Annotated in this window: 17 protein-coding genes; 3 read left to right on the top strand and 14 right to left on the bottom strand. The window is 65.1% G+C overall.

Features of this window, described 5'->3' with window-relative positions; all coding sequences use genetic code 11:
• Positions 1–224, top strand: a 224-nt coding sequence (locus tag QZM67_RS33690; RefSeq protein ID WP_301810048.1) for an inorganic phosphate transporter, incomplete at its 5' end; no start/stop codon positions are given.
• A 19-nt stretch (positions 225–243) separates the two neighbouring features.
• On the opposite strand, the gene cysS is transcribed toward QZM67_RS33690, so the two are convergent.
• From cysS to betC, 4 genes are all read right to left on the bottom strand, one after another.
• Complete coding sequence (gene cysS, locus QZM67_RS33685; protein ID WP_301810047.1) at positions 244–1,668, bottom strand: cysteine--tRNA ligase; 1,425 nt, start codon at positions 1,666–1,668, stop codon at positions 244–246.
• A gap of 386 nt (positions 1,669–2,054) precedes the next feature.
• Complete coding sequence (locus QZM67_RS33680; RefSeq protein WP_175021222.1) at positions 2,055–3,194, bottom strand: porin; 1,140 nt, start codon at positions 3,192–3,194, stop codon at positions 2,055–2,057.
• A gap of 259 nt (positions 3,195–3,453) precedes the next feature.
• The gene (gene choX, locus QZM67_RS33675; protein ID WP_043180417.1) at positions 3,454–4,419 is read right to left on the bottom strand and encodes a choline ABC transporter substrate-binding protein; all 966 of its coding nucleotides are present in this window, start codon (positions 4,417–4,419) and stop codon (positions 3,454–3,456) included.
• 45 nt (positions 4,420–4,464) lie between these two features.
• Positions 4,465–6,000 carry a choline-sulfatase gene (gene betC, locus QZM67_RS33670; RefSeq protein WP_301810044.1) on the bottom strand — a complete coding sequence of 512 codons (1,536 nt, stop codon included), beginning with the start codon at positions 5,998–6,000 and terminating at the stop codon, positions 4,465–4,467.
• Between the two features lie 252 nt (positions 6,001–6,252).
• On the opposite strand from betC, the gene QZM67_RS33665 reads away from it, so the two are divergent.
• Both QZM67_RS33665 and purU read left to right on the top strand, forming a co-directional pair.
• Entirely contained in the window at positions 6,253–7,158 is a 906-nt protein-coding gene (locus QZM67_RS33665) for a LysR family transcriptional regulator (RefSeq protein WP_301810041.1), read from the top strand.
• Positions 7,159–7,327: 169 nt separating this feature from the next.
• On the top strand, positions 7,328–8,212 hold the full coding sequence (gene purU, locus QZM67_RS33660) for a formyltetrahydrofolate deformylase (RefSeq protein WP_043180421.1): 885 nt from the start codon (positions 7,328–7,330) through the stop codon (positions 8,210–8,212).
• 19 nt (positions 8,213–8,231) lie between these two features.
• Here purU and QZM67_RS33655 read toward each other — a convergent pair whose 3' ends face one another.
• The 10 genes from QZM67_RS33655 to QZM67_RS33610 all read right to left on the bottom strand — a co-directional run bounded on the left by QZM67_RS33655 (position 8,232) and on the right by QZM67_RS33610 (position 23,194).
• Complete coding sequence (locus tag QZM67_RS33655; RefSeq protein ID WP_301810038.1) at positions 8,232–9,224, bottom strand: DMT family transporter; 993 nt, start codon at positions 9,222–9,224, stop codon at positions 8,232–8,234.
• A 170-nt stretch (positions 9,225–9,394) separates the two neighbouring features.
• Positions 9,395–10,012 carry a TetR/AcrR family transcriptional regulator gene (locus QZM67_RS33650; protein WP_301810035.1) on the bottom strand — a complete coding sequence of 206 codons (618 nt, stop codon included), beginning with the start codon at positions 10,010–10,012 and terminating at the stop codon, positions 9,395–9,397.
• A gap of 91 nt (positions 10,013–10,103) precedes the next feature.
• Entirely contained in the window at positions 10,104–10,250 is a 147-nt protein-coding gene (locus QZM67_RS33645) for a hypothetical protein (RefSeq protein ID WP_301810032.1), read from the bottom strand.
• A 98-nt stretch (positions 10,251–10,348) separates the two neighbouring features.
• Complete coding sequence (locus QZM67_RS33640) at positions 10,349–11,536, bottom strand: ADP-ribosylglycohydrolase family protein (protein ID WP_175021218.1); 1,188 nt, start codon at positions 11,534–11,536, stop codon at positions 10,349–10,351.
• On the bottom strand, positions 11,536–16,137 hold the full coding sequence (locus tag QZM67_RS33635; protein WP_301810025.1) for an RHS repeat-associated core domain-containing protein: 4,602 nt from the start codon (positions 16,135–16,137) through the stop codon (positions 11,536–11,538). The genes QZM67_RS33640 and QZM67_RS33635 overlap by 1 nt, the downstream gene beginning before the upstream one ends.
• Positions 16,138–16,150: 13 nt before the next feature.
• On the bottom strand, positions 16,151–16,573 hold the full coding sequence (locus QZM67_RS33630; RefSeq protein ID WP_301810022.1) for a DcrB-related protein: 423 nt from the start codon (positions 16,571–16,573) through the stop codon (positions 16,151–16,153).
• 21 nt (positions 16,574–16,594) lie between these two features.
• Positions 16,595–18,718: a type VI secretion system Vgr family protein gene (locus QZM67_RS33625; RefSeq protein ID WP_301810019.1), complete on the bottom strand. Its 2,124-nt coding sequence runs from the start codon at positions 18,716–18,718 to the stop codon at positions 16,595–16,597.
• Between the two features lie 494 nt (positions 18,719–19,212).
• The gene (locus tag QZM67_RS33620) at positions 19,213–20,868 is read right to left on the bottom strand and encodes an APC family permease (RefSeq protein WP_175021215.1); all 1,656 of its coding nucleotides are present in this window, start codon (positions 20,866–20,868) and stop codon (positions 19,213–19,215) included.
• A 179-nt stretch (positions 20,869–21,047) separates the two neighbouring features.
• Positions 21,048–21,911 carry a glycine betaine ABC transporter substrate-binding protein gene (locus QZM67_RS33615; protein WP_301810017.1) on the bottom strand — a complete coding sequence of 288 codons (864 nt, stop codon included), beginning with the start codon at positions 21,909–21,911 and terminating at the stop codon, positions 21,048–21,050.
• A 134-nt stretch (positions 21,912–22,045) separates the two neighbouring features.
• On the bottom strand, positions 22,046–23,194 hold the full coding sequence (locus QZM67_RS33610) for a hybrid-cluster NAD(P)-dependent oxidoreductase (protein WP_301810015.1): 1,149 nt from the start codon (positions 23,192–23,194) through the stop codon (positions 22,046–22,048).
• Positions 23,195–23,296 lie beyond the last annotated feature (102 nt).

Genomic DNA, 23,296 nt, shown 5'->3' with positions numbered 1-23,296 from the left:
AAAGCGGCGGGGCGATCACGCTGTTCATCGCGTCGTTCCTCGGCATTCCGGTATCGACCACGCATACGATTACCGGCGCGATCGTCGGTGTCGGCGCGACGCAGAAGCTGTCGGCCGTGCGCTGGGGCGTGGCCGGCAACATCGTGTGGGCGTGGGTGCTGACGCTGCCCGCGGCTGCGTTGTTCGCAGCCGGCGGATGGTGGCTTGGGCATCGGATCTTCTGATGCAGGCGGCCCGCGAGCGTCACCGCGGCGGGCTGCCCGTATCGGTCGAGCCCACCGTGATGCCGAACAGACGTTGACCTCCCGGCGTGTCCTCGACTCTCCAGCCCTCGGCGCTCAACGCTTCCCGGATCCGGTCGGCTTGCGTCCAGTCCTTGTCCGCCCTCGCGCGCTCACGATCATCGAGCAACACGCGGACGCGTTCCGGAACGTCGAACGCAACCGGCCGCCATTCACGCAAACCGAGGCCAAGCACGGCGTCGAAGCTGTCCACGGTCGCTTTCAGGGTCGCCGGCGGCAGATTGCTCCTGACCAGATCCCACAGCACCGCGAGCGCCCTGGGCAGATTCAGGTCCTCGTTCACTTCGGCGTCGAATCGCGCAGCGAAATCCGCATCGACACGCCCGCCGTCCGGCCAGCCCGCATAGACCTGCCGCAGCCGATTCAGCGCGGTTTGTGCCGCCTCGAGCGACGCCCACGAGAAACGCAGCTTGCTTCGATAGTGGGCCGTCAGGCACAGGTAACGGTACGCGAGCGGATCGACATTTCGGCTCTGCAAGGTCTGCAGACGGACGAAATCGCCACTCGACTTCGACATCTTCGCATCGGCCTCGGCATCGGCATCGCGTGTCAGAAAGTGCCCGTGCATCCAGTAATTCGCGAGCTGCGTGCCGTGGGCCGCCCGCGTCTGCGCGATCTCGTTGCTGTGATGCACGGCGATGTGATCCTCGCCGCCGCAATGGATATCGAACAAGGTCCCGAGATACTTCGCCGACATCGCCGAGCATTCGATATGCCAGCCCGGGAAACCGCGCCCCCACGGGCTGTCCCATTCCATTTGCCGCTTGACGTCGGCCGGGCTGAACTTCCACAACGCAAAATCCGTGATGCTCCGCTTCTCGCCCAACGCGACCCGCTTGCCCGCCTGCAGCCCGGTGCGGTCCAGCCGCGCGAGATAACCGTAGTCATCCTGCCGACTGGTGTCGAAGTAGAGGCCATCGTCCGTCCGATAGACGTAGCCGGCCCGGTCGAGCGTCTCGATGAACGCGATCTGTTCGGCGATGTGGTCGGTGGCACGGCACCAGACCGTCGGCTCGAGCAGGTGGAGCGCGCGCCAGTCCCGGACGAAAGCCTCGGTGTAGCGCCGGGCGATCTCCCACGCCGATTCACCGGTTCGACGGCTCCCCTTCTCCATCTTGTCTTCGCCTTCGTCCGCATCCGAAGTCAGGTGGCCGACGTCGGTGATATTGACGACGTGCCGGACCGCGTATCCGTTGCGCGCCAGCACGCGACGCAGGAGATCCTCGAACACGTAGGTTCTCAGGTTGCCGATATGGGCGTCGTCGTAGACCGTGGGGCCGCAGCAATACATGCCGACCTGCCCGGGATGGATAGGCGTGAACGGGCGCACGGTACGCGACCAGGTGTCATACAGCGCAAGCGGCATCGAGTTTCTCCGTCCGGAAAGGGTCGGCCCAAAAACAAAAAGGCCGCCTGTTTTGCATCACAGGCGGCCGGAAGGCGATTGCTTGAATGTTTAGCGAGTTCGCTAGACGCAACTTCCCCCAGGCATGTTCTGACAACATGCGCGGATCAGCGAGAAGGGGGAAATGGTGCGCTCAAGCATGCGGACGATGCTAACGCCTATAGACGGCAATGGTCAACACCGTCGAGCCGTCGTTCCCGGCGACGATCCCGGGGCAGTGGCCACGCGGCCGGCACTGGCCGGACGGATCTCAAGCCCGATTACACCGGGCAAAAAAAAGCGCGAACCTCGGTTCGCGCCAAAGAGAGACCTCTCGCTGAAGACGTCACTACCCCACACAACACTGCTCAGAACGAATGCCGCATCCCGATCCGCACGTCGGCCTGCGTCTGCGTCGTCGACGGCGTGAAGCTGTAGCCGACCACCGCATCCACACCTTGCGACGCGCGCAGGTAATCGCCGGAGAGGTACACGTCCGTGCGCTTCGACAGCATGTAGTGCAGGCCCGCCGTGCCCTGGTTCCAGTGATGGCCTTCGAAGCGCGTGTGCTGGTAGCCGGCGATCAGGCTCAATGCCGGCGTGAACTGGTACGAGCCGCCGCCTTCATAGACCTGCATGTGCGACGACTGGCCGAAGCCCTTGATCGTCGTGTACGAGAAGTTGCCGTCGAGCGTCAGCTTGCCGATCGTGTAGCTCGTGCCGATGCCGAAGGTGCCCTGGCTGTCGACATTCATCGGCGTGTTCGCAAACAGGTCGGTGCGTGCGCCGGTCGCCGGATCGACGGTGACGGTCTGCTGGCCGAGGAACGTATGCGTGCCGATCATCGCGTACGGGTCGAACGCATAGATGCCGTTCGGGTTGTTCAGGCGCGTGTACGCGGCACCGATCGAGAAGTCGCCCTTCGTGAAGCTCGCGCCCGCGCTCCATGCGCTGTTGCGATGGAAGTTGCCCGCGACGTTGCCGAACGAGTACATCGCACCGAACTTGAAGCCACTGAGGTCGTTCGACAGGAACTTCACCGAGTTCGGCAGGCGGTCGCCGTTGAAGCGGTCGAAGTCGCCCTGGTGGATCGCATAGCCGCTGCCCCACGCGGAGATGTTGTAGATCGATACGAGTTCGTTCGTGATGTCGAGCTGGTTACCGAACGACAGCGTGCCCCAGTCGTTCTGCAGGCCGACATACGCCTGGCGGCCGAATTCCGAGCCGCCGAAGCCGAGCTGCCCGGTGCCGAGGCGGAAGCCGCTCTCGAGGGTGAACACGGCCTTCAGGCCGCCACCGAGATCTTCCGTGCCCTTGAGGCCGAAACGGTTCCCGTACGCGACGCCGTCGTCGAACTTGACCACGTGCGAGCCGCCCGTGTTGTTCACGTACGTGATGCCCGCGTCGAGAATCCCGTACAGCGTCACACTGCTCTGCGCATGCCCGATGGCAGGTACACAGGCCGCGCATGCAAGCGCGGCGGCTACGGCAACTTTCGTATGCTTCATTATCGACCACCCTCCCTGAACCGTTCGATGGAAAGAACCTCGTCCCGGCGCGCGCTGCGATGCGCCGGTGGATTCAAATTCGGTACGCCAGCTGGCTTTGGTATTTCGTTTTCCGCAATAACGCAGCCATTGGCGAAAAATACAAACCCATATTTCGCGCCACCCGTCTGAAGGCGACACCAAATGGTCACGATGCGACTGGTCGGGAAAACACGTAGACGGGCGGCACGGTAAAAACCGGCCGCCGCGAGGGCGGGAATCAGTGACCGTCGAGGGCCGCGCGCACGGCCGGCAGGCCCGGTGCGCCGGCCGCCGTCGTCACGCCGTCCAGCCAGCCGGCCACCAGCGCCGGGTCGGCTTTCAGCGCATGCTGCGCCGCGAGCGCGGGCGACGTCTTGTGGTCGAGCATGTCGGCGATCATCCGGTTCTCGACGTCAACGGAAAACGTCATCTGCCGGAACAGCCGCGCGAGGTTCGTGCACTGGCCGGCGAACCCGGCGCGCGTGACCGTATTGACCGTCGCGCCGCCGTAGTTCGGGCCGAAATACGCATCGCCGCCCGACAGGTAGGTCAGGTGGAACTTCGTGTTCATCAGATGCGGCTCCCACGCCAGAAACACGATCCAGCGCTTGTCGCGCACCGCGCGCTCGACCTGCGTGAGCATGCCCGTCTCGCTCGATTCGACGAGCGACCAGTTCGCCGGGCCGAGCGCATGGTCGGACAGCAGCCGCTTGATGTTCTGGTTCGCGGGCGCGCCGGGCTCGATCCCGTAGATCTTGCCGCCGAAGCGGTCCGCGTAGCGCGCGAGATCGGCGAACGTATGCACGCCGGCGGCCGCCACGTAATCGGGCACCGCGAGCGTGAACTTCGCGCCGCTCAGGTTCGCGTGCAGCACGTCGATCGATTTCTCGTCGACGAACGGCTTCACGAGCGGCGCCTGCGCGGGCATCCAGTTGCCGAGGAACACGTCGACCTGCCCCTTCTTGAGCCCCTGGTACGTGATCGGCACCGACAGGTTCGCCACGTCCTGCCGGTAGCCGAGCGCCTTCAGCACGACACCCGCCATCGCATTCGTCGCATCGATGTCGGTCCAGCCGGGCGCCGCCATCTTCACGTCGCTGCATGTCTGCGGGTCGGCCGCGTGCGCGGCCTGCGTCGTCATCACGCACGCGGCCGCGGCGAGCGCCGCACCGATCCGGATTGCTGCATTGCATTGCCGTTCCATCGTCCGCTTCCTCCGTCGTTCGTCAGTGATCGCGATCCGGGACGCTCAGCGCCCGACGCGCGGAAAACGCGCCATCGCCTCGAGCGTGTCGAGTTCGATGTGATTGCGCATGTAGCGCTGGCTCGCGTCGGTGAACGGCTGCCAGTCCCACGCCTGGATGCGGCCCTGCGTCGTCGCCGCGTAATGGAAGCGCCGGCGCCGCTGGCTCGCGCGCACCTGCCGGTCCAGTTCGGGCAGGTTCCAGCGCTGCGCAGCTTGCGCGCGGAACGCGGCGAGCACGTCGGCCGCCTCCGGCGTGCCGGCGAGGTTCGTCAGCTCGCGCGGGTCATCGGAGAGGTTGTAGAGCTGGTCGGGATCGGCCGGGCAATGCACGTACTTCCAGTCGCCGCTGCGGATCATCACGACCGGTGCAACCGCGCCTTCCGCGAGGTATTCGCCGAGCGCAACGTCGTGTGCGGGCGTGCCGTGCAGGTGCGGCACGAGGCTCGCGCCATCGACCGGGTCGGGCCAGCCGCCGGCCGGTGCGGCGCCGGCCAGGTCGACGAGCGTCGGCAGCAGGTCGACGTGCGACACGGGCCCGCGCACGCGCGCGGCACCGAAGCGGCCCGGCGCATGGACGATCAGCGGCACGCGGCAGCCGCCTTCGAAGAACGTCATCTTGTACCAGAGCCCGCGTTCGCCGAGCATGTCGCCGTGGTCGGACGTGACGATCACGATCGTGTCGTCGGCGAATCCGCATTGTTCGAGCGCGGCCATCACGCTGCCGAACTGCGTGTCGACGTAGGACGTCGCGCCGTAGTAGGCGCGGCGCGCGGCGCGGATCTGCGCGTCGGTGGGCGGCGTGCGGTCGTTCTCGCAGACGAAGCGCAGCCGCTGCGAATGCGGATCGCTTTGCGCCGCATCGAGCCGCACGGCCGGCAGGTCGATCTCGTCGTCGCTGTATTGATCCCAGTATTCGCGCGTGATCGCATACGGGTCGTGCGGATGGGTCAGCGACACGACCATGCAGAACGGCCGCGCATCGTGCCCGGCCGCACGCTCGCGCGCGACGTCGTACAGCTTCTGTTTCGCGGCGAATGTGACCTCGTCGTCGAAATCGAGCTGGTTCGTGCGCACGCACGGGCCGGCCTCCAGCACCGAACTCATGTTGTGATACCAGCTCGGCCGCTCGGTCGGGCTGTCCCAGTCGGGCACCCAGCCGAAATCGGCCGGATAGATGTCGGTCGTGAGCCGCTCCTCGAAGCCGTGCAGCTGATCGGGCCCGCAGAAATGCATCTTGCCGGACAGCATCGTCCGATAGCCGCCCGCGCGCAGGTAGTGCGCGAACGTCAGCGTTTGCGCCGGTAATTCGGCGGCGTTATCGTAGGCGCCGATCCCCGACGGCAGCTTGCCGGTCAGCAGCGAGAAACGCGACGGCGCGCACAGCGGGCTCGCGCAATACGCGGCATCGAATACGACGCCTTGCGCGGCGAGACGGTCCAGCGTCGGCGTGCGCGCGACGCGATTGCCATAGGCCGGCAGCGCGAACGGCGTGAGCTGGTCGGCCATCAGGATCAGGATGTTGGGTGTCGGGTTCGTCATCGGCAGTCGTGGGGAAAACGGTGTTCGAATGGAACGGCGCGCCGCTCGCGCGGCGAGACGTCCGGCATGACGGAAGCAGCACGAAGAAAGTGCCGCACGTGCGGCCCGCGACTGGCTAGAATCGCGGAATGCCTTGCGCGGCGGCCCTGAAGCGGGATGCGAAGCGCGTGTGCCGTACCGTCCGATGCACTATCGCCCGCCCGAATTCGCGCGGGAAGGCGTCCGGCCCTTATGGGGCCATTAGAGAGACTTATGTCGAAATCCGAACCGTTACCGTCGATGCAGGCGCTGCGCGCGTTCGAATCGGCCGCCCGGCTCGCGAGCTTCACAGCCGCCGCGCGCGAACTCGGCTCCACCCAGCCGGCCGTGAGCCAGCAGGTGTTCCAGCTCGAGGCCGAACTGGGCGTGCCGCTGTTCGAGCGCAGCCCGCGCGGCGTCACGCTGACTGCCGACGGCCAGTGCCTGTACGAAGCCGTGCGGCTGAGCCTCGACACGCTGCGCGGCGCGACCGCGACCCTGCGTGCGCGCCGCGAGCATGGCGCGCTCACGATCGTCACCGACTTCGGCTTCGCGACCTACTGGCTGATGCCGCGCCTGGCCGGGCTGAAGCGTGTGATGCCGGATGTCGATGTGCGCGTCGTCACGTCACAGGATTACGACGCGCAGCGCGACCACGGCGACATCGCGATCCTGTTCGGCGACGGCCACTGGCCGTCGTGCACGGCCGCCCGCCTCTTTCCGGAATCGGTCACGCCCGTGTGCTCGCCCGCGTTCCGCGACGCGCACCCGCACGTCGCGCGGGCCGAGCACCTGCTCGCGATGCCGCTGCTGCACGTGCAGCCGACTCGCCCCGAGCGCTGGCTGTCGTGGTCCGGCTGGTTCGACGCGCACGAGCTCGATACGGCGGCCGCCGCGCGCGGCGTGACCTTCAACAGCTACGCGCTCGTGATCCATGCGGCACTGCTCGGCGAAGGCGTTGCGCTCGGCTGGTCGCCGCTGGTCGACGAACTCGTCGCGTCCGGGCAGCTCGTGAAGCTCGTCGACGCGCCGGTCGTCACGTCGCGCGGCTACTTCCTGGTGCGGCCGCCGCAGCGGCCCGAACCGGACGCGACCCACGTGTTCCGGCGCTGGCTGCTCGACGCGTGCGCGAGCGCGTGACGCCCCCTGCCCGCCCCCGCGCGCTGGCGCACCGATACCAGCCACACGGCGCGTTGGTTCTATCCGCCCCAAAATCGTCCTGATTTACTTGAGCCTCCCGCTACCCGCGCGGCGCGGTGCTTTCGTGCGCCGCCGCACGGCCGTGCGCCCATGCCATCCGAGGAGTCTCATGACCGCCGAGCACCGCCCCGATCAATTCGTCCTGACACTGTCGTGCCCGAGCGCGGCCGGCCAGGTCGCCGCCGTCGTCGGCTTTCTCGATCGCCATCGCTGCTATGTCGATGCACTGAACGTGTTCGACGACGACCTCAGCACCCGCTTCTTCGTGCGCTGCGTCTTTCATCCGACGGATGAAACGCTGCAGATCGATGCACTGCGCCACGAATTCGCGCCGATCGCGGCCAGCCTCGGCGGCGAGCAGGGCGACATGCAGTGGGCGATCCACGACGTGAATGCACGGCCGAAGGTGCTGATCATGGTGTCGAAGCTCGAGCACTGCCTCGCGGACCTGCTGTTCCGCTGGCGGATGGGCGAGCTGAAGATGGACATCGTCGGCATCGTGTCGAACCATCCCGACTTCGAGCCGCTCGCCGCGCAGCACGGGCTGCCGTTCCGCCACTTCCCGATCACGGCCGATACGAAGGCGCAGCAGGAAGCGCAGTGGCTCGACTTCTTCGAGTCGAGCGGCGCCGAGCTCGTGATCCTCGCGCGCTACATGCAGGTGCTGTCGCAGGAGACGAGCGCGAAGCTCGCGAACCGCGCGATCAACATCCATCATTCGTTCCTGCCCGGCTTCAAGGGCGCGAAGCCGTATCACCAGGCGCATGCGCGCGGCGTGAAGCTGATCGGCGCGACCGCGCACTTCGTCACCGACGATCTGGACGAAGGCCCGATCATCGAGCAGGTCGTCGAGCGCGTCGATCACGCGTTGCGCCCGGAGCAACTGCTCGCGGTGGGGCGCGATGTCGAGTCGCTCACGCTGGCGCGCGCGGTGAAGGCGTTCATCGAGCGGCGCGTGTTTCTGAACGGGGATCGGACGGTGGTGTTTTCGTAACGCGCGAAGGGCGCGACGCTCATGTGGATGCCGACGGCACGCGCGCGGGCGTCGTGCCGATGCGACGCGCCCTGCGCCGCAGGTACAGGTTGTTCAGGATCAGCGCCGCGCCCGTCAGCGCGGCGCCTGCGATCTGCGCACGATTGGGCACGACGCCCGTGAATGCGGAAACGGCGAAGGCCGTGATGGGCACGATGTCCATGAACAGCACGCCGTTCATCGGCCCGAGAATCCGGTTGCCCGTCATCCAGAGCAGGATCGCGCCGAAGCCGGCCACCGGCCCCATGTACATGAGATGCGGCAGGACCGCGTGTACCGCGGCGAGTGACGGTGCCGCGATCCGGTGCGTGACCACCAGCAGCAGATTGACCGCGACGATCGTGGTCAGTCCGAGCCACGTCGTGAAGGTCGTGTATTTCAATGCCGACCAGCGGGTGAAGCGCGCCGCGCCGAACGTATAGACGACCCAGCACAACGCGCCGACGATGATCAGCGCGTTGGCCGCATAGTGCTGCGGCTCGTGCAGCGCGGCAATCACGTCCCCGCGCGTGATGACGAGGGCCACGCCGGCAAAGGACAGCACGACGAACAACACCGACACCGGCGCGGGCGCGACCCGCCGCACCAGTGCGTTGAGCAGCAGCCCCATCATTGGCTGCGTGGCCATCATGATCGACGCGGTCAGTGCCCCTTCGTCGCCGGCCAGTTGCTGGCCCAGGAACACGAACGCCCCGAATCCGCAAAAGCCGACGGAGCCGAGCAACCACGCGAGTGCCACGGGCTCGCCGGCCGAACGGAACGCACCGGGCCCTTCGACGAGCCGCAGCAACGCGACGAAACCGATGCCGGCGATCAGATAGCGCAGCGACGTGAACGTAAAGGGATCGATGTACCGCAACGCATCGGTCATCACCGGAAACATCACGCCAATCAGGATCGTCGCGGTCACACATGCCACGACGCCTTTCCCGTACGCGTTCGCGGCGGGCGTTGCGAGTGCTGCATCATTCATGACTGACCATTCCCAAATTAATTGAACAATGATGCCGGTGCGGCTGCGCGCAGCGGCCGTGTCACATCAACTTCGTTGCTGTCGTTGCCTGCCCTTCACGGTCTCGATGCGGGCACCCGGAATGCCTCCCGACATTTGAAACCGATCGTTCTCAAAATAATCAAAAAAAATCAGGTCAGCGCCCGCATGGCGATATCGACGATCGATGCCAATTCCGCCTCCGACGCGCGCGACTTGCCCAGCACGCGCATCCCCTGGATCAGGCACAGCAGGAACCGGCCCACCTCTTCCGGATCGAGATTCCGGTCGAAATCGCCCGACTGCTGGCCGCGCGCGATGGCCAGGCTGAATTGCGTGCCGATGCGCAACAGGGTCGACTCGATGTACGGGCGCAGTGCGTCGTCGCCGGGCAGGAGTTCGACGGCCGAATTCGTGATGAAGCAGCCGCGCCGCTCCGATAGCCGCACACCGATTTCCGTGTAGTACAGCAGCGCATCCCGAAGTGCCTGCCGCGGCGGCAGATCCGCCGCGAGACGCTCCTTGAGCCGTGCGATCGCGCCTTCCGCGTACCGGTCGAACGCGGCGACCAGCAACCCGTGCTTGTCGCCGAACGTACGGTACAGGCTGCCGCGAAAGACGCCGGTCGCCTCGCACAACGCGTCGATCGACGTCGCGTGATACCCCTGCTCCCAGAACACGCGTGCTGCCGCGTCGATCACCTCGTCGGTGTCGAATTCACGTGGGCGCCCCCTGTCACGGGTGCCGGAAGATGTCGAGGTCGGGCTCATGGAAGCCGATATTAGAACCGATCATTCCCAAAATCAAGCGGCCACGCTTGGTGGCGTGACCGGACTTCCGGAATGGGACACGCCGGCCCGATCAGCATGTCGACGGATCGAAGCCGGGAAACTGCTGCGCGGCGTCGCCGGGCGAGAGGTACGCGATCGCGCGCTCCAGCGCGCCGGTCCGGATCAACTGTCCGCACGCGCGGCAGCGATAAAGCGCGGACTGCATGGTTTCATTCACGGCCATCTCATCGTAGTTCGACGTGGGCACGGGAAACCGCCGGCATTTGAAACACGGCATCGCCCCCTCCGGACGAGAATCCGATTCCCGGCGCGCGTTCAGCTTCCGGGTTGATTCGTTCGAGAAGCGGCCAGCAAATCCTCGGCAAAATGATAAAACCCATGTGCGGCGTGCGTGTTGACGATCCACCTGACAGGAATCCGCGTCTCGCCGTAGCTGGCGCCGGCCAGCTGGCCAAAGACGGCGCCAATGGTATCCGCGTCACCCGCGAGATTGACTGCCGCAAGCATGCCCGACTCGAAATCGTCGTTGTGATAGAACGCCCACAACGCAGCTTCCAGCGTGTCGATCACGTAGCCCGACGATGAGATTTCATCGCGCGTCTTTTGCTTGTACGCGCCGCGCGCAATTCGCTCTACCGCCGGCGCGAGCGGATGTTGATCCCAATACCCCGGCAACGGTGAAAACCGGTCGCTCAGAATCTCCTCTTTCGAAAACCCCGCGAACGCCCCCCACATCAATGCCGCAAAGAACCGGCAGGCATCGACCGCTTCCTGCGCGCCATGCGTGAGCCGCGAGCTTTCGGCCGCGAAGTGCACGGCCTTGTCGAAGTCGCTCGCATAGAACAGCACGACGGGAGCCAGCCGCATCAGCGAGCCGTTCCCGGCCGAATTCGGATGCGTATCGCCAGAAAACGCATTCCCCGTTTTCAAATAACGATCGAGCGCGGCCCGCGTGGTGCCGCCGATATCGAAGCACTCCCCCGTCGGGCTGTATGCGCCGAACCGATACCAGTAGGAAAAAGCCAGCATCGCATGGTCGGGATTGAATCCATGCGAATGGACAAGACTGTACGCGAGACAGCATGCCATGCTCGTATCGTCGGTCCAATCGCCGGGCTTCAGATGAAAGGGACCGCCACCGACGATATCGGTGACCGTCGCCCTGTCTCGCGGCGAAAATTCGAGGGTGGTGCCCAGCGCGTCGCCGATTGCCAGCCCCAGCATCGCGCCGCGGAATCGATCGATGATATCCGAGCAATCGGCACCGATCTGCTGCTGAACGCCCCGTAGTGTTTCACGGTCAGCCAGCGGATTCCGGTTCCGGAACTTGAAATACTCGCTCAGCCACGGTGTCTTGAGCACCACATCCGCATTGGTGAATCGTCCGGAATACGGCATGAACCCCATATCTTCGGGATACTGACTTCGTCGCGCTGCACGCGCGGCAGCCCGCTCGACGGCCGCTCTCTGCTCTGCCGACAACGCGGCGTCCTTGTCGCTCATCACTGCTGTTCCATTGTGATATTCCATGAACCGTTCGCGGGATCGTGCGTCCGATCGAGCACGTTGAACGGGGTATCAGGCTTGAACAATACCTCCGCTTCCCGAGGATATTCGGAAAGCGTGCTGACCGAAACACCCGTGCGGGACGTGATGTTTATCGTTACCTTGCCCGGGAATACGCCATCCAGATCGGTCGTCGTCGACAGGAAGGCCTTGTCCTGGAAGACCCCGCCGACCGGGAACAACTGTTCAACCTGTTCATTGGTCAACCGCACGTTGCGCACGACGTCGCCCACATGCGCATACCCATTGTCTGCGAGCTTGGTCAGACCGTTCGTCGCTTCCTCGGTCAGCCGCGCCCATTCACCCGGGTTCCCGGCGCGCAATGCCGGGTTGATTTCCTCGTACAGGTTGGCCGTATAGCCGCGTACCGCGAGGTACTCGTCGTCCGTCAGCAACTTGTCCAGCACCGGATTGTTGCGTTTCGCCTCCAGCGCGTCCGCAACGTTCTTGCTCCCCCACTTCTCCTTCAGGAACTCGCGGAATTCACACCCGGCAAGGCCGAGAGGGTCGACCCACTGGGTCGGATTGGCCACATAGCCGTGAGTCCGAATGCCGCCAGCCAGCCCGATCGGATCGACGGACAGATATTGCCCGGAATCCGGATCGTAGTACCGGTTCAGGTTGTAGTTCAGTCCGGTCTCGTCGTCCGCCCACTGGCCGGGAAAGCGCAGCGTCGTATCGATCGACGCGCGGCAGCCGTCGTTCGCAGCCCGTCTGGCCGGCAGCAACTTGCCCCACAACGAGTACGACGCCTTCCATACGGACTGGCCCTGTCCGTCGAACACCTCGGTCGGCAGGCCGACCTGGTCCGTCAGGACGGCGTACAGCCCGTCGTCGGTCTCCTGCGCGAGCGGCGAGTAGCTGCCTGGCTCGATATGCCACGTCACCACCTGTCCGGTCGTGCCGTCCCGTTGCTCGACCCAGCGCTCCGCCATGGTCGAGCCGTCCCACAGAAACCTCACGGTTTCGCGACTGCCCGCCTGCTGCTTCTCGACCCGGCGGTTGAACGCGTCATAGCGATACAGCCAGACGCCGCGCTCGGGCGTCACGACCTTCACGAGCCGGTTGAGGCCGTCCCACGTGTATTGCCACGTTTTCGGCCGAAACCCGGGCTGCTCGACGGTCTTTTCGATCGTACGGCCGCGTGCGTCGTACCGGTAGCGCGCATGACCGATCCGTTCCGGCAGGCCGCCGCGGCCGTAATGGTGAACGTCCACCGGCGCCTGCCGACCGTGCGCGACGATGTTCATCGCCGCGTCGTAACGATAATGCTCGGCCGGCTGCACCAGACTGTCTGCCTGCACGACCTGGCCGCGCACGTCACGCCGGTAGGTGAGCGTGTCGGCGTCGGTGTCGACCCGCTCCAGTTGCCCGGCCGCGTCGTAGTGATAGACCTGTCGCGTCAATTGCTCGAGCGCACGTGCCGGGTCGGCCTGCAACGCGTCGATCGCCGCGGCAGGGCCGGCGACCTGCCGGCGGATCCGGCCCAGCGCATCGTATTGCCGCTGCGTGGCGAATTCCCCCGCCTGCCGCCCCGTCTCGCGTCCCAGGCTGTCGCGATGGATCGTCAGCCCGCCAACCTGCGTCAGCGCACCCAGTTCGTCGTATGCGTAGGCCGTCTCGCGGTGCGGCGTCATCCTCAGACGACGCTGCCCGTCGGCGTCGTAGACGTGCCGCAGCAATTCGCCGTGCTGATCCTCGCCGATCAGACGTCCGTTCCGGTCGTAAGCGAAACGCGTCACATGGGACTGCTCGCCGTGCACCTCCGCGGACGCCGGCCGGCCCGATTCGTCGTAGCGATAGACGAGCTTCACGTCACCGGCGTCCACTTCGGTCAGCCGGTCCTGTGCGTCGTACGCATAGCGCCACTGGCCACCGTCGGGCAGCGTCTTCGCCAGCAAGCGCCCGGCGGCATCGCGCTGGTACGCGGTCACGCGGCCGCCCCAGTCGATCTCGTCGGCGAGACGCCCGGCCGCGTCGTAGCGATAGGTGTAGACATCGCCCAGCGGGTTGACGACCTTCGTCAAGCGCGTCGCGTGATCGTATTCGAACCGCGTCTGCTGCCCGGCCGCGTCGGTCGACGCCACCAGCAGATCGAACGGACCGTAGGCGCGACCGACCGTACGCCCGAGGGGATCGGTCAACCCGACCAGCAGGCTCTCGCTGTTGTATTGCGCGCGCGAGGACGAGCCGTCCGCGTGCGTGACCGCGCGCAACTTGCCGCGCGGGTTGTCCGGGCCGTCGCTATAGTCGAAGCGGGTCGTATGCCCATCGGGCGACGTTTCCTCCAGCACCCGCCCCAGCACGTCACTCCTGCGCCGAATGCGCGCGCCGCCCGGTAACGCGATATCCGTCAGCCGCAGTCGCCGGTCATAGTCGAGCCGTGTCTCGCGATCCCCCTGAACCACGCGCAGCAGTTCGCCGCGGGAACCGTAGCGATACTGCGTTTTGGCGCCGTCCGGCTCGGTTCGCGCAATCAAGCGGTGCAGATGATCGTACTCGAGCGTGATCCGGCCGCCGGTCGGCAGGCCGACCGTCGTGAGATGCCGCTCGTCGTACCCGAGGTCGATCGCTCGCCCCGAGCTTTCCGTGATCGACACCAGTTGCCCGATATCGTCATAGCGGTAGTCGGTCCGGCGCCCCAGCGGATCGATCCGCGCCATCAGCCGGCCCAGCTCCCATTCGGAGCGCGTGCAATGGCCGAGCGGATCGGTTTCGGCCGTCACGAGACCTTCGCCGTTATAGGCGTAGATCCACTCGCCGTCGGCATCGAACACGCGCGTGCGATCGGCCTCGTAGACGAACCGGCCGGTGTGGTAGCCCTGCCGGGTACCGGTCTCGACCACGCGCCCGGCGGTGTCGTACCGATAGCGGACATCGGTCTGGTCCGTATCCCGCCATTGGGTCATCCAGCCGTGCTCGTCGTAGGCGTATTGGAACTGGCCGGACTGAAAGCTCGCCACGCGAGCCAGCATGCCGTCCTGATAGCCGTAGTCCACGAGCGTGCGAGCGCCGTCGTCCGGATCGTGAAGCACGATTCGCTCCGGCTGACGGTCCCGGCCGTGATAGACGACCTCCAGCCGATAGCCGTCGCTATGGGTCAGTCCGCTCAGGCGCCCGGCGGCATCGTACGAGAAGCCGATTGCATTGCCGTCGAGATCCTCGATCCGCTCGAGGCGGGACGAACCGCCGTCGACCAGCGGCGAGAAAATGCGCAATTGCCGCGTGTCGCGATCCAGCAGGCGCGGCTCGAACCGGCTGCCGATCAGCCGATAACGCGGCTCGCGCAAGTTGATGCCGTCGAGCGCCGTGTCCGGCGCATCAAAGCCGATCGCGAGGCCGGCGCCGTCATGGAATCGCACGAAGCGGCCATCGTCGAGCGTCAGGCACTGTGACCAGTTGTCCGACCAGCGGCGCCCGAGCAGCCCGCGATCGTCCGAGCGGGTCCGGTAGCGACGCTTGAGCTCGAGCGGCAGCACGCCCGGAATCGCCAGATCGACACGTACCTCCAGCACTTCGCCGGTGGCGACGTCGACCGGGTCGTTCACGCACTTGCTCAGCGTATCCTTCACACCACCCTGCTCGGCCGATTCGGTCGATTTCGGCTTGAATCCCTTACCGATGGTCCGCCCAATCGCACCACCCGCCAGCGCGCCGAGCAGGCTCGCCCAAAACTCCTCGGCGGCCGTCAGCTCGGGATTTTTCGGACCATACTGCGCGGTCGTCTTGTCGATCCAGATACTGTTGCGACCAGCATTGACCTTCGCGCTGCAGTGCGTTTCGTGGCCGATCCGCACAAGCGGCAGGTCGTTCACGAACACGGTCCGGCTGCCTTCGACGAGCGGTTGCGGCACGCCCGAGTGCTGGTCGCACTTGACGAGATCGGTGACGCGCGCAACCTGGCGGCCCTCGAAGTACACGTCGTGTGAGCCGGTCAGGATCTGTCCGCAGTCGCTGCCCATCTGCTGGCTGGCGGACGCCAGTGCGCTGCCGAGGCTGAGGCCGCCCGCCATGCACGCGCCGACGATCACCGCGCCCGCGAGCCCGCCGGTCGCGACCGTTGCCACCACCGCCGCAGCGACGATCGCCCCGACCGCGACGCCCACCAGCAGGCCGCCGAAAAGGCCCCATGCGCCCATCGAGTGGGCAACCGCATCGCCGACACAGGCAGGATGCGGATCGCCATGGCCGATCGTGAGACCGAGCTCGTCGCCGATCGACACGAAACCTCGCGACATCGCTCCCGTGACACCGAGCTTGTCCAGTGCCCACGCGCCGCCGATCGCGATCGCGACCGGCGCGAGTTCGACCGCGAGCGCACCGGCGATCGCCGACCCCGATGCACCCGCGGTGATCCCCGCATCGAGGACGCTGGCCGTCGCCCAGCCGACGTCGCCGCCGAGCATGACATTGTTGACGTTCTCGTAGAACGGTTGCTCGGCGGCCTTGGCCGCCTCGCCATCTTCCAGATGGCCGAGACGCTCCAGGCGTTCCGCAGCGCTACCGCTCGGCTCGTCGTATACAGGCGTGTCCGACATGGTCAGGAGTCCGTCAATTCGGGTCGCGCAACTGCAGGCTCTGGATCACCGCACTGACCTGCTCACGCTGCGTGTCGCTCAGCGCACCCGGCGCGGTGAAGGTCAGCATCATCGCGACCTGTCCGTACTCGACCATCGTCAATTGCTGATGAATCGACGCGTGGTTGTTGGTCCACGTGAATTCATGAACGTGTGCGTCGCGGCCCGAGACGGTCGCCTTCGCACTCGACACTTCCGCGTATTCGGGCACCTTCTTCGCGATCTTGCGAATCTCGCTCGCCACGTACTCGTCGAACTTCATCCCCCAGGGCAGCCGCTCGCGCGTAATCACCAGGCTGACACCCTCGGTGCCGGTCGCTGCCGACACGAATACGTTCATCGTCTTGTCTTGCCATTCGACCGACAGCGCCAGCGTGCCCTCATGCATCTGGTACATGTGTTGTTGTCCTGTTCAGTATCAGCCGTTCTTCGGATTGATGTCGGTACGCGACGCCTGGATGCTGATGTTCGCCGTATCGAGATGGATCACCGAATCGCCCTTGTAGATGTCGATCGCGTCTGCCGTCATGTGGATCCGCGTGCCGCCGTTGCCGCCGATCTTGATCCACAGCTCCTTCGCCTCGATCGTGTGCACGCCCTGCGGTGTCTGATGGAGCGTATTGCCTTGCGACACCACGTCCGTCAGGTTACCGACCGCCACCGTCGTCGCCTGGTTGCCCTTCCCGACCTGGATCGTCCGGTCACCCTTGAGCACGGTGTTGATCTGCGCATCCTCGACGACGACGTTCATGTCCTTCTGCGCATGCATGTACAGCATCTGCGCGCCGGCAACGTCGCTCATCAGCAGTTCGTTCGAGCCTTCGCCCTTGTGCGTCTGGCTCTTGATCCCCATGGTCTGGCCCGCCGCGCCATGGTAAGGATTGCCCTGCTCCCCGTTGAACATGCGGCCGACGATCACCGGATTGTCCGGGTCGCCCTGATTGAATGCGACGATCACTTCCTGACCGATCCGCGGAATGGCGGCCGCGCCCCAGCCATCGCCGGCCCACGGCTGCGATACACGAATCCACATGGAATCCGCCCCATCGCGCTTGCCGCGGCGGTCCCACAGGAAATGCAGCTTGACGCAGCTCCCGTTCGTATGGATCTGCTCGCCCTTCGGGCCGACGACTATCGCGGACTGCGTACCGTGAATCACCGGCTTCGGCGTCATGCGTGGCGCGCGGAACGGAATCCTCATCGGCAACAGCACGAAGCTGTTCCGGTACGGCAACTGCGCGGAATTCTGCGTGTAATCGTTCACCGCCTCGTGCCGCACATGCAGGATCGCGTAGTCCTGGTTGTTCGTCTGCACCGGATGATCGACGACCTTGACCTGGCCCGACGTGGTCATCTTCCATGCGTAGCCGCTACCGAGATAGCGATGCGAGATGGCTTCCTCCGCCTCCATCGCATAACGCGCATAGCGATTGCCGTCGTCTCCATGATCGTAGAGCGACTGGTGCTCGAACCGCTCGGTGGTCGCGAGCCTCGCATGATCGAGATGCTGCGGGCCGGCCTCGACCCGCATCAGTGGCGACGAAGGCTGCTGATGATTGAAATCCTGGTAGGTAATCTTGCCGACGCCGAAACGCCGCCCCTCGTCGAGCCGGTCGATCCCGTTGAGCTCGCTCGATTCGGTGCTCGAGAACGGCATCGACGCGAGACCGTCGATCGGCCTGAAGACGAGATTGCCGTCCCCGATCACGAGAACGTGCTTGTCCTTCTCATAACGGTGCGTCCAGACCAGGCCTTCCTGCTCCATCAGGCGCGCGCAGAAATTGAAGTAGGACTCCTGGTACATCACGACGTACTCGAGCGGCTTTTGCTCGGTGTGAAGATCGAACGAGAAATCCGCGAAGCCGTGCTCCTGAAAAATCTCGCGCAAGATGTCCTGCGCGGTCTTGTTCTGGAAGATCCGGCAGTCGGTCGAGCGCGTCAGAAACCAGAACCACGGCACCACGGTCATCTGGTATTGCGTCACCTTGCCGGGATTGCCGACGCGATCGAACGACGACACGTAACCGTCGAAGTAGCGAGACTCTTCGCCGGCATTCGACGCGGTCAATCGTTCCAGCGACAGCATCCGCGACTGTTGATCGAACTTGAGCCGCACCGGCTGCCCGATCAATTGCTCCGGCGTCAGACTGTGACGGTGCGAGAGCAGATCCAGATGGATCTCCGGCAACCGATTCACGTACTCGTCAACGATCGCCGCACTGACCAGCAGGACATCGGGCCCGAGCGGCGTCTCGATCGTCGCGTAGCGGTTGAGCTGGGTCAGGCGCGCGACACCGCCGGCGGCGTCGTTCAATGCCTGGGCGACCGCGGTGGGCGTCTTCTCCATCAGGGAGAAACCTGTTTGCGCGAGTTGCAGCGCACGCTGGACCGTGTCGACATGGCCGGCTACGCCGGCCAGCGGCCCCAGGTTTCCTGCGATAGTCGATGCCGCAGGCCCGATCAGGCCGCCGAGCGCGCTCAACGAACCCAAAGGGCTGCCGCCGAGGCCGCCCGGCAGGCCGCCATTCGGAGCAAAACTCATTTTCTATTCCTTTCTGTCTCAGGTTCTGCCCCGACAGGCCATCGGCCCGAGGCACCGCCACTGTAGGGGATATCACGTCGGAGTGGAAGTGTAGCTCAAGCGAATGGCGGTTCAGTCTTCGCGTGCCCGAGCGGGCCGCCGCGATGCGCGTGGGTAGCGGATATCGATACGAAACGGCACGGTTTTCGCGCCGAGGTGCGAATCCCGGCCCGGATACCATCGCGACCGGTCGTTCCGACGGCCGGTTGTTCCGACGGTCGGTCGAGCGAAGCGGCGACGGGAAAGCGTATGACGCGGAAAGGGAATCGCGCCGAGGAAAACGGCGACAGAACAGGCGAGCGTGAAATTTCCCGATGAACGGAACACGCATGCCGTCGTTGGAAGCGGCCGCCGCGACATCGGCGGCCTGATGACCGGGCAACGCACCTGATCCGCCGCGCGATGACCCCGTGTGCGGTTTCCGGGGCCTCGCGCGACGAGCCAGGGTTAAGTGCTCACTTCACCCAGGCAAAGTAATACGACAACCAGATCGTCAACCCCGCGCCGATCAGCGCCGCATAGGGCATCAGGTTCAGCCACATCGCGCGCTTCGGCACTTCGAGCTCCATGTCGCGCTGCATCTGCGCGGGGAAACGGCCGCGATCCTGCCAGTAATGGCGGAACAGGAACACCGGCACGATCAGCAGCATCGCGATCAAGCCGTTGCGCAGCGTGCCGTCGCCCTGCAGGTTCGCACCCGCGCCGACATACACGAGGTTCGCGTAGCCGCAGATCGAGCCGGCGACGAGCAGCCACGTCGGACAGCGGAACGGCCGATCCCAGTTGCCGCGATCCATCCGGTGGATCCAGCCCGACTGAAGATTCAGGAATACGAACAGCATGTAGCAGACGTTCGAGATCGACAGCACCGTCATGTAGTCCGACATCATCAGCAACACGAGGTTGAAGCCGAGATCGGTCCACATCGCGCGCGTGGGCGAGCCGTGCTCGTTCACGTGCGACAGGTACTTCGGCAGCCAGCCGTCGACCGATGCCTGGTACAGCGTGCGCGACGAGCCCATCATCGACGTCATCACGATCAGCAGGATCGACAGCATCAGCATCACGACGACCGCATTCGCGACCCATGCACCGCCGCCGACGATCTTCGCCATCGCGGCCGCGACGCCGGTGCCGTCGCCGATCGACGGATCGAGCATCGCCTGCGTACCGAGCGCGCCCTGGAACGCCAGTGGCACGAGCGTCATCACGACGAGACACAGCGCGCCCGACCAGAAGATCGCCTTGGCGGTATCGCGACGCGGATCGCGGAATTCACGCGTGTAGCAGACGGCCGTCTCGAAGCCGTACGACGCCCAGCCGGCCATGAACATCGCGCCGAGCGCCATCGTGACGCCCTGCCCGTTCCACGAGCCGAACGTCGCGGCCGTGAGATTGCCGTGCGCGTCGTGACCGAGCGGCAGCAGCGGGAGCAGGTTCGACATCGGCACGTCGCCCGTGACGAACGGCACGATGCCGACGATCAGCAGCGGCGTGAGCGACGCGATGCCGAGAATGCGCTGCGTACGCGCAGCCTTCGATGCACCGCTGTGCTGAAGCTTGAACGTAATGAGAAGCAGGATCGTCGCGATGATGAACGTCGCATTGATCCGCAGGGACAGACCCGGCTTGATGAACCCGAGATCCGCAACCTTGAGCTGCCAGTGCAGCACCGCCGCATCGGCGGGAAAGAGACTCGTGAGCGCATAGCTCGCCGCGAGGCCGCAGCCGAGCGCGAGCATCGGCGACCACGCGAGCCAGTTGCACCACACGGAAACCGGGGCAATCAGCTTGCTGTAACGGACCCAGCCGATCGCGCCATACACGGACGCGCCGCCCGATTTATGGGGAAATAGCCCCGATATTTCCGCATAAGTCGCGCTTTGAACCAGCCCCATCGTGATCGCGGCGATCCAGATCGCCCACGCGGGCTGACCGATCGTCGCGCATACGCCGCCGATCGTGAACAGCACGCCTGCCGGCACGCCGCTCGTTACCCAAAAAGCGTCTTTCCAAGTCAGGCCACGATGCAGCGTGTGGCCCGTCGAATCATGTGAGATGGTTGCCTCAACATCACTGGTGCGGTTCGCACGCAGTCCTGCCTGACTCATCCAATTCCTCCTGTGATGACTCCGCACAAGGGCCGTAGTGTAACAATTTACGGGCTTTTTTGCAGAATCAAAAAAATTATTCCGGGACTAGGCCGTGTCGCAGCGTCATTATTTCGCACTCCTGCCAACCAATCCCGGACTGTCTCTGTATCTATTTATCGAGGTGATTCATCTCTGGCTTACTGCGCGCCTTCCGTCCACGCATTCACGCGATCCGCGTGCGCGGCGATCCACGCATCGGCGGCCGCATCGGGCTTCGAGCCGTTCTGGATCGCCAGCATCACGCTGTCGATTTCACCCGGCTTCCACTGGAATTTTTTCAGGAACGCGACGACCGGCTTGGCTTTGGTTTCGAGCGCCGGATTGACGACGCTGTCGACGTGCTCGGCGCCGCCGAACACCTTCTTCGGATCCTCGAGGAAGCGCAGCTTCCACTTCGCGAACATCCAGTGCGGCGCCCAGCCCGTCACGATGACCGGCTTGTTCGCATTGACCGAACGCGACAGCTCGGCCGTCATCGCACTGCCCGAGCTCGGCATCAGCGTGTAGTTCAGCCCGTAGCTCTTGATCGCATCGTCGGTCTTGCGCATCACGCCGGCGCCTGCATCGATGCCGACGATCCGGCCGCCGAAGCTGCCCTTCTCCGCGTTCAGGTCGTCGATGCTCTTCGCCTTCACGTATGCAGGCACGATCAGGCCGATCTTTGCATCCGGGAAATTCGCGCCGAGGTCGACGACCTTGGCCTTGTATTCATCCCAGTACGAGCCGTGCGTGACCGGCAGCCACGCGGACAGCGTCGCGTCGAGATCGCCGCGCGCGACACCCTGCCACATGATCCCGGCAGCGACCGGCACGAGCTGGACCTGGTAACCGAGCTTCTTCTCGATCACGCGTGCCGCGACGTTCGACGTCGCGACGCTGTCGTCCCAGCCTTCGACGTAACCGATCTTCAGCGTGGGCTTCGTATCGGCGAGCGCCGAGGCGCTCAGTGCCACCATTGCCGACAGTGCGCCGGTCCACAACAGTTTTCCGAACAGCTTCATGGTCGATCTCCTTGATGTGCGCACCGTGCGCGTTGTCTCTCTAGGTTCTTCAACCACAAATCCGCGGTATCGTTGTTTTCCGACGGATGCTTGTCCGGGTGCGACGCACCCGGACAGCCGATGGTGTGTTGCGACTACTTGTCGATCACGAGGTCCGACAGCGGCTTGCTGCAGCACAGCAGCACCATGCCCTGGTCGATCTCGCGCTGGCGGATGCCGCCGTTGTGTTTCATTTCAACCTGCCCCGACACGAGCTTCACCTTGCAGGTGCCGCACATGCCCTGCGTGCACGAGGCCGGCAGCCGCACACCCGACTGGCGTGCCGCGTCGAGCACGTGCTGCTCCGAGCCGCACGAAATCTCGCGATTGCTCTTTGCGAAGCTGACCGTGTACTGCTTCGTGTCGGTGTCGGCGCCTTCGGCCGGCGGGGCGAGATCGGCGAGTAGCTCGTCGCTCGCGGTCTGCGCGAGCGTTTCGAACGAGAAGCTTTCCTCGTGATACTGCTTGCGATCGAAGCCGGCTTCGTCGAGCAGGTCGCGCACGGCCTTCATGTACGGCGCGGGGCCGCACGTGAAGATCTCGCGCTCCATGAAATCCGGTGCGATCAGCTTCAGCAGCGGCAGCGTCAGGAAGCCCGTGACGCCCGGCCAGTTGGTGCGCGCACCGACGCGCTCGACGACGAACGACGTGCGGAAGTTCGTGTGGTTCGACGCGATCAGGTCGAGCTCGCGCGCGAAGATGATGTCGTCCGGCGTGCGCGCGCTGTGCACGAACAGGATGTCGCGATCTTCCGCGAGATCATGGTGCGCGCGGCTCATCGACATCAGCGGCGTGACGCCCGATCCGGCCGACAGGAACAGGTACTTGCGCGCCGGATGCCGTGCGCACGTGAACTCGCCGGCCGGGCCGAGCACGCGCACCGGCGAGCCCGGCTGCAGGTTGTCGTGCAGCCAGTTCGACACCTTGCCGCCCGGCACGCGCTTCACCGTGATCGACACCGTGTGCGGCCGCGCGGGCGACGACGAGATCGTGTAGCAGCGGTTGATCGTTTCGCCGTCGATGTCGAGCTCGAGCGTGAGGAACTGCCCGGGCTCGAACGAAAACGAGCGGCCCTGCGGCGAACGGAAGAAGAAACTCTTCACGTCGTGCGTTTCCTGCCGCACGTGGCAACACACCAGCGTTTCCTCGACGTCGCTCGTCCAGCGCTCGGGAAGGGCGTTCCAGAACGCCGGGTGCGTCACCCGGCTGTCCGTCGGCTCGAAGTTGGCCGCATCTCGCATCATGGCAACCTCCGCCGGGCCGCCCCAAGGAGGTTGGCCGCCCCCTTGGGGGGCAGCGAGCAAAGTGAGCGTGGGGGTTGTTTCATCAGTGACTCCGCTTGTCCG

The organism is Burkholderia sp. AU45251 (genome assembly GCF_030482905.1).
Classification (GTDB): domain Bacteria; phylum Pseudomonadota; class Gammaproteobacteria; order Burkholderiales; family Burkholderiaceae; genus Burkholderia; species Burkholderia aenigmatica.
This window is presented reverse-complemented; position numbering and strand designations above follow the sequence as displayed.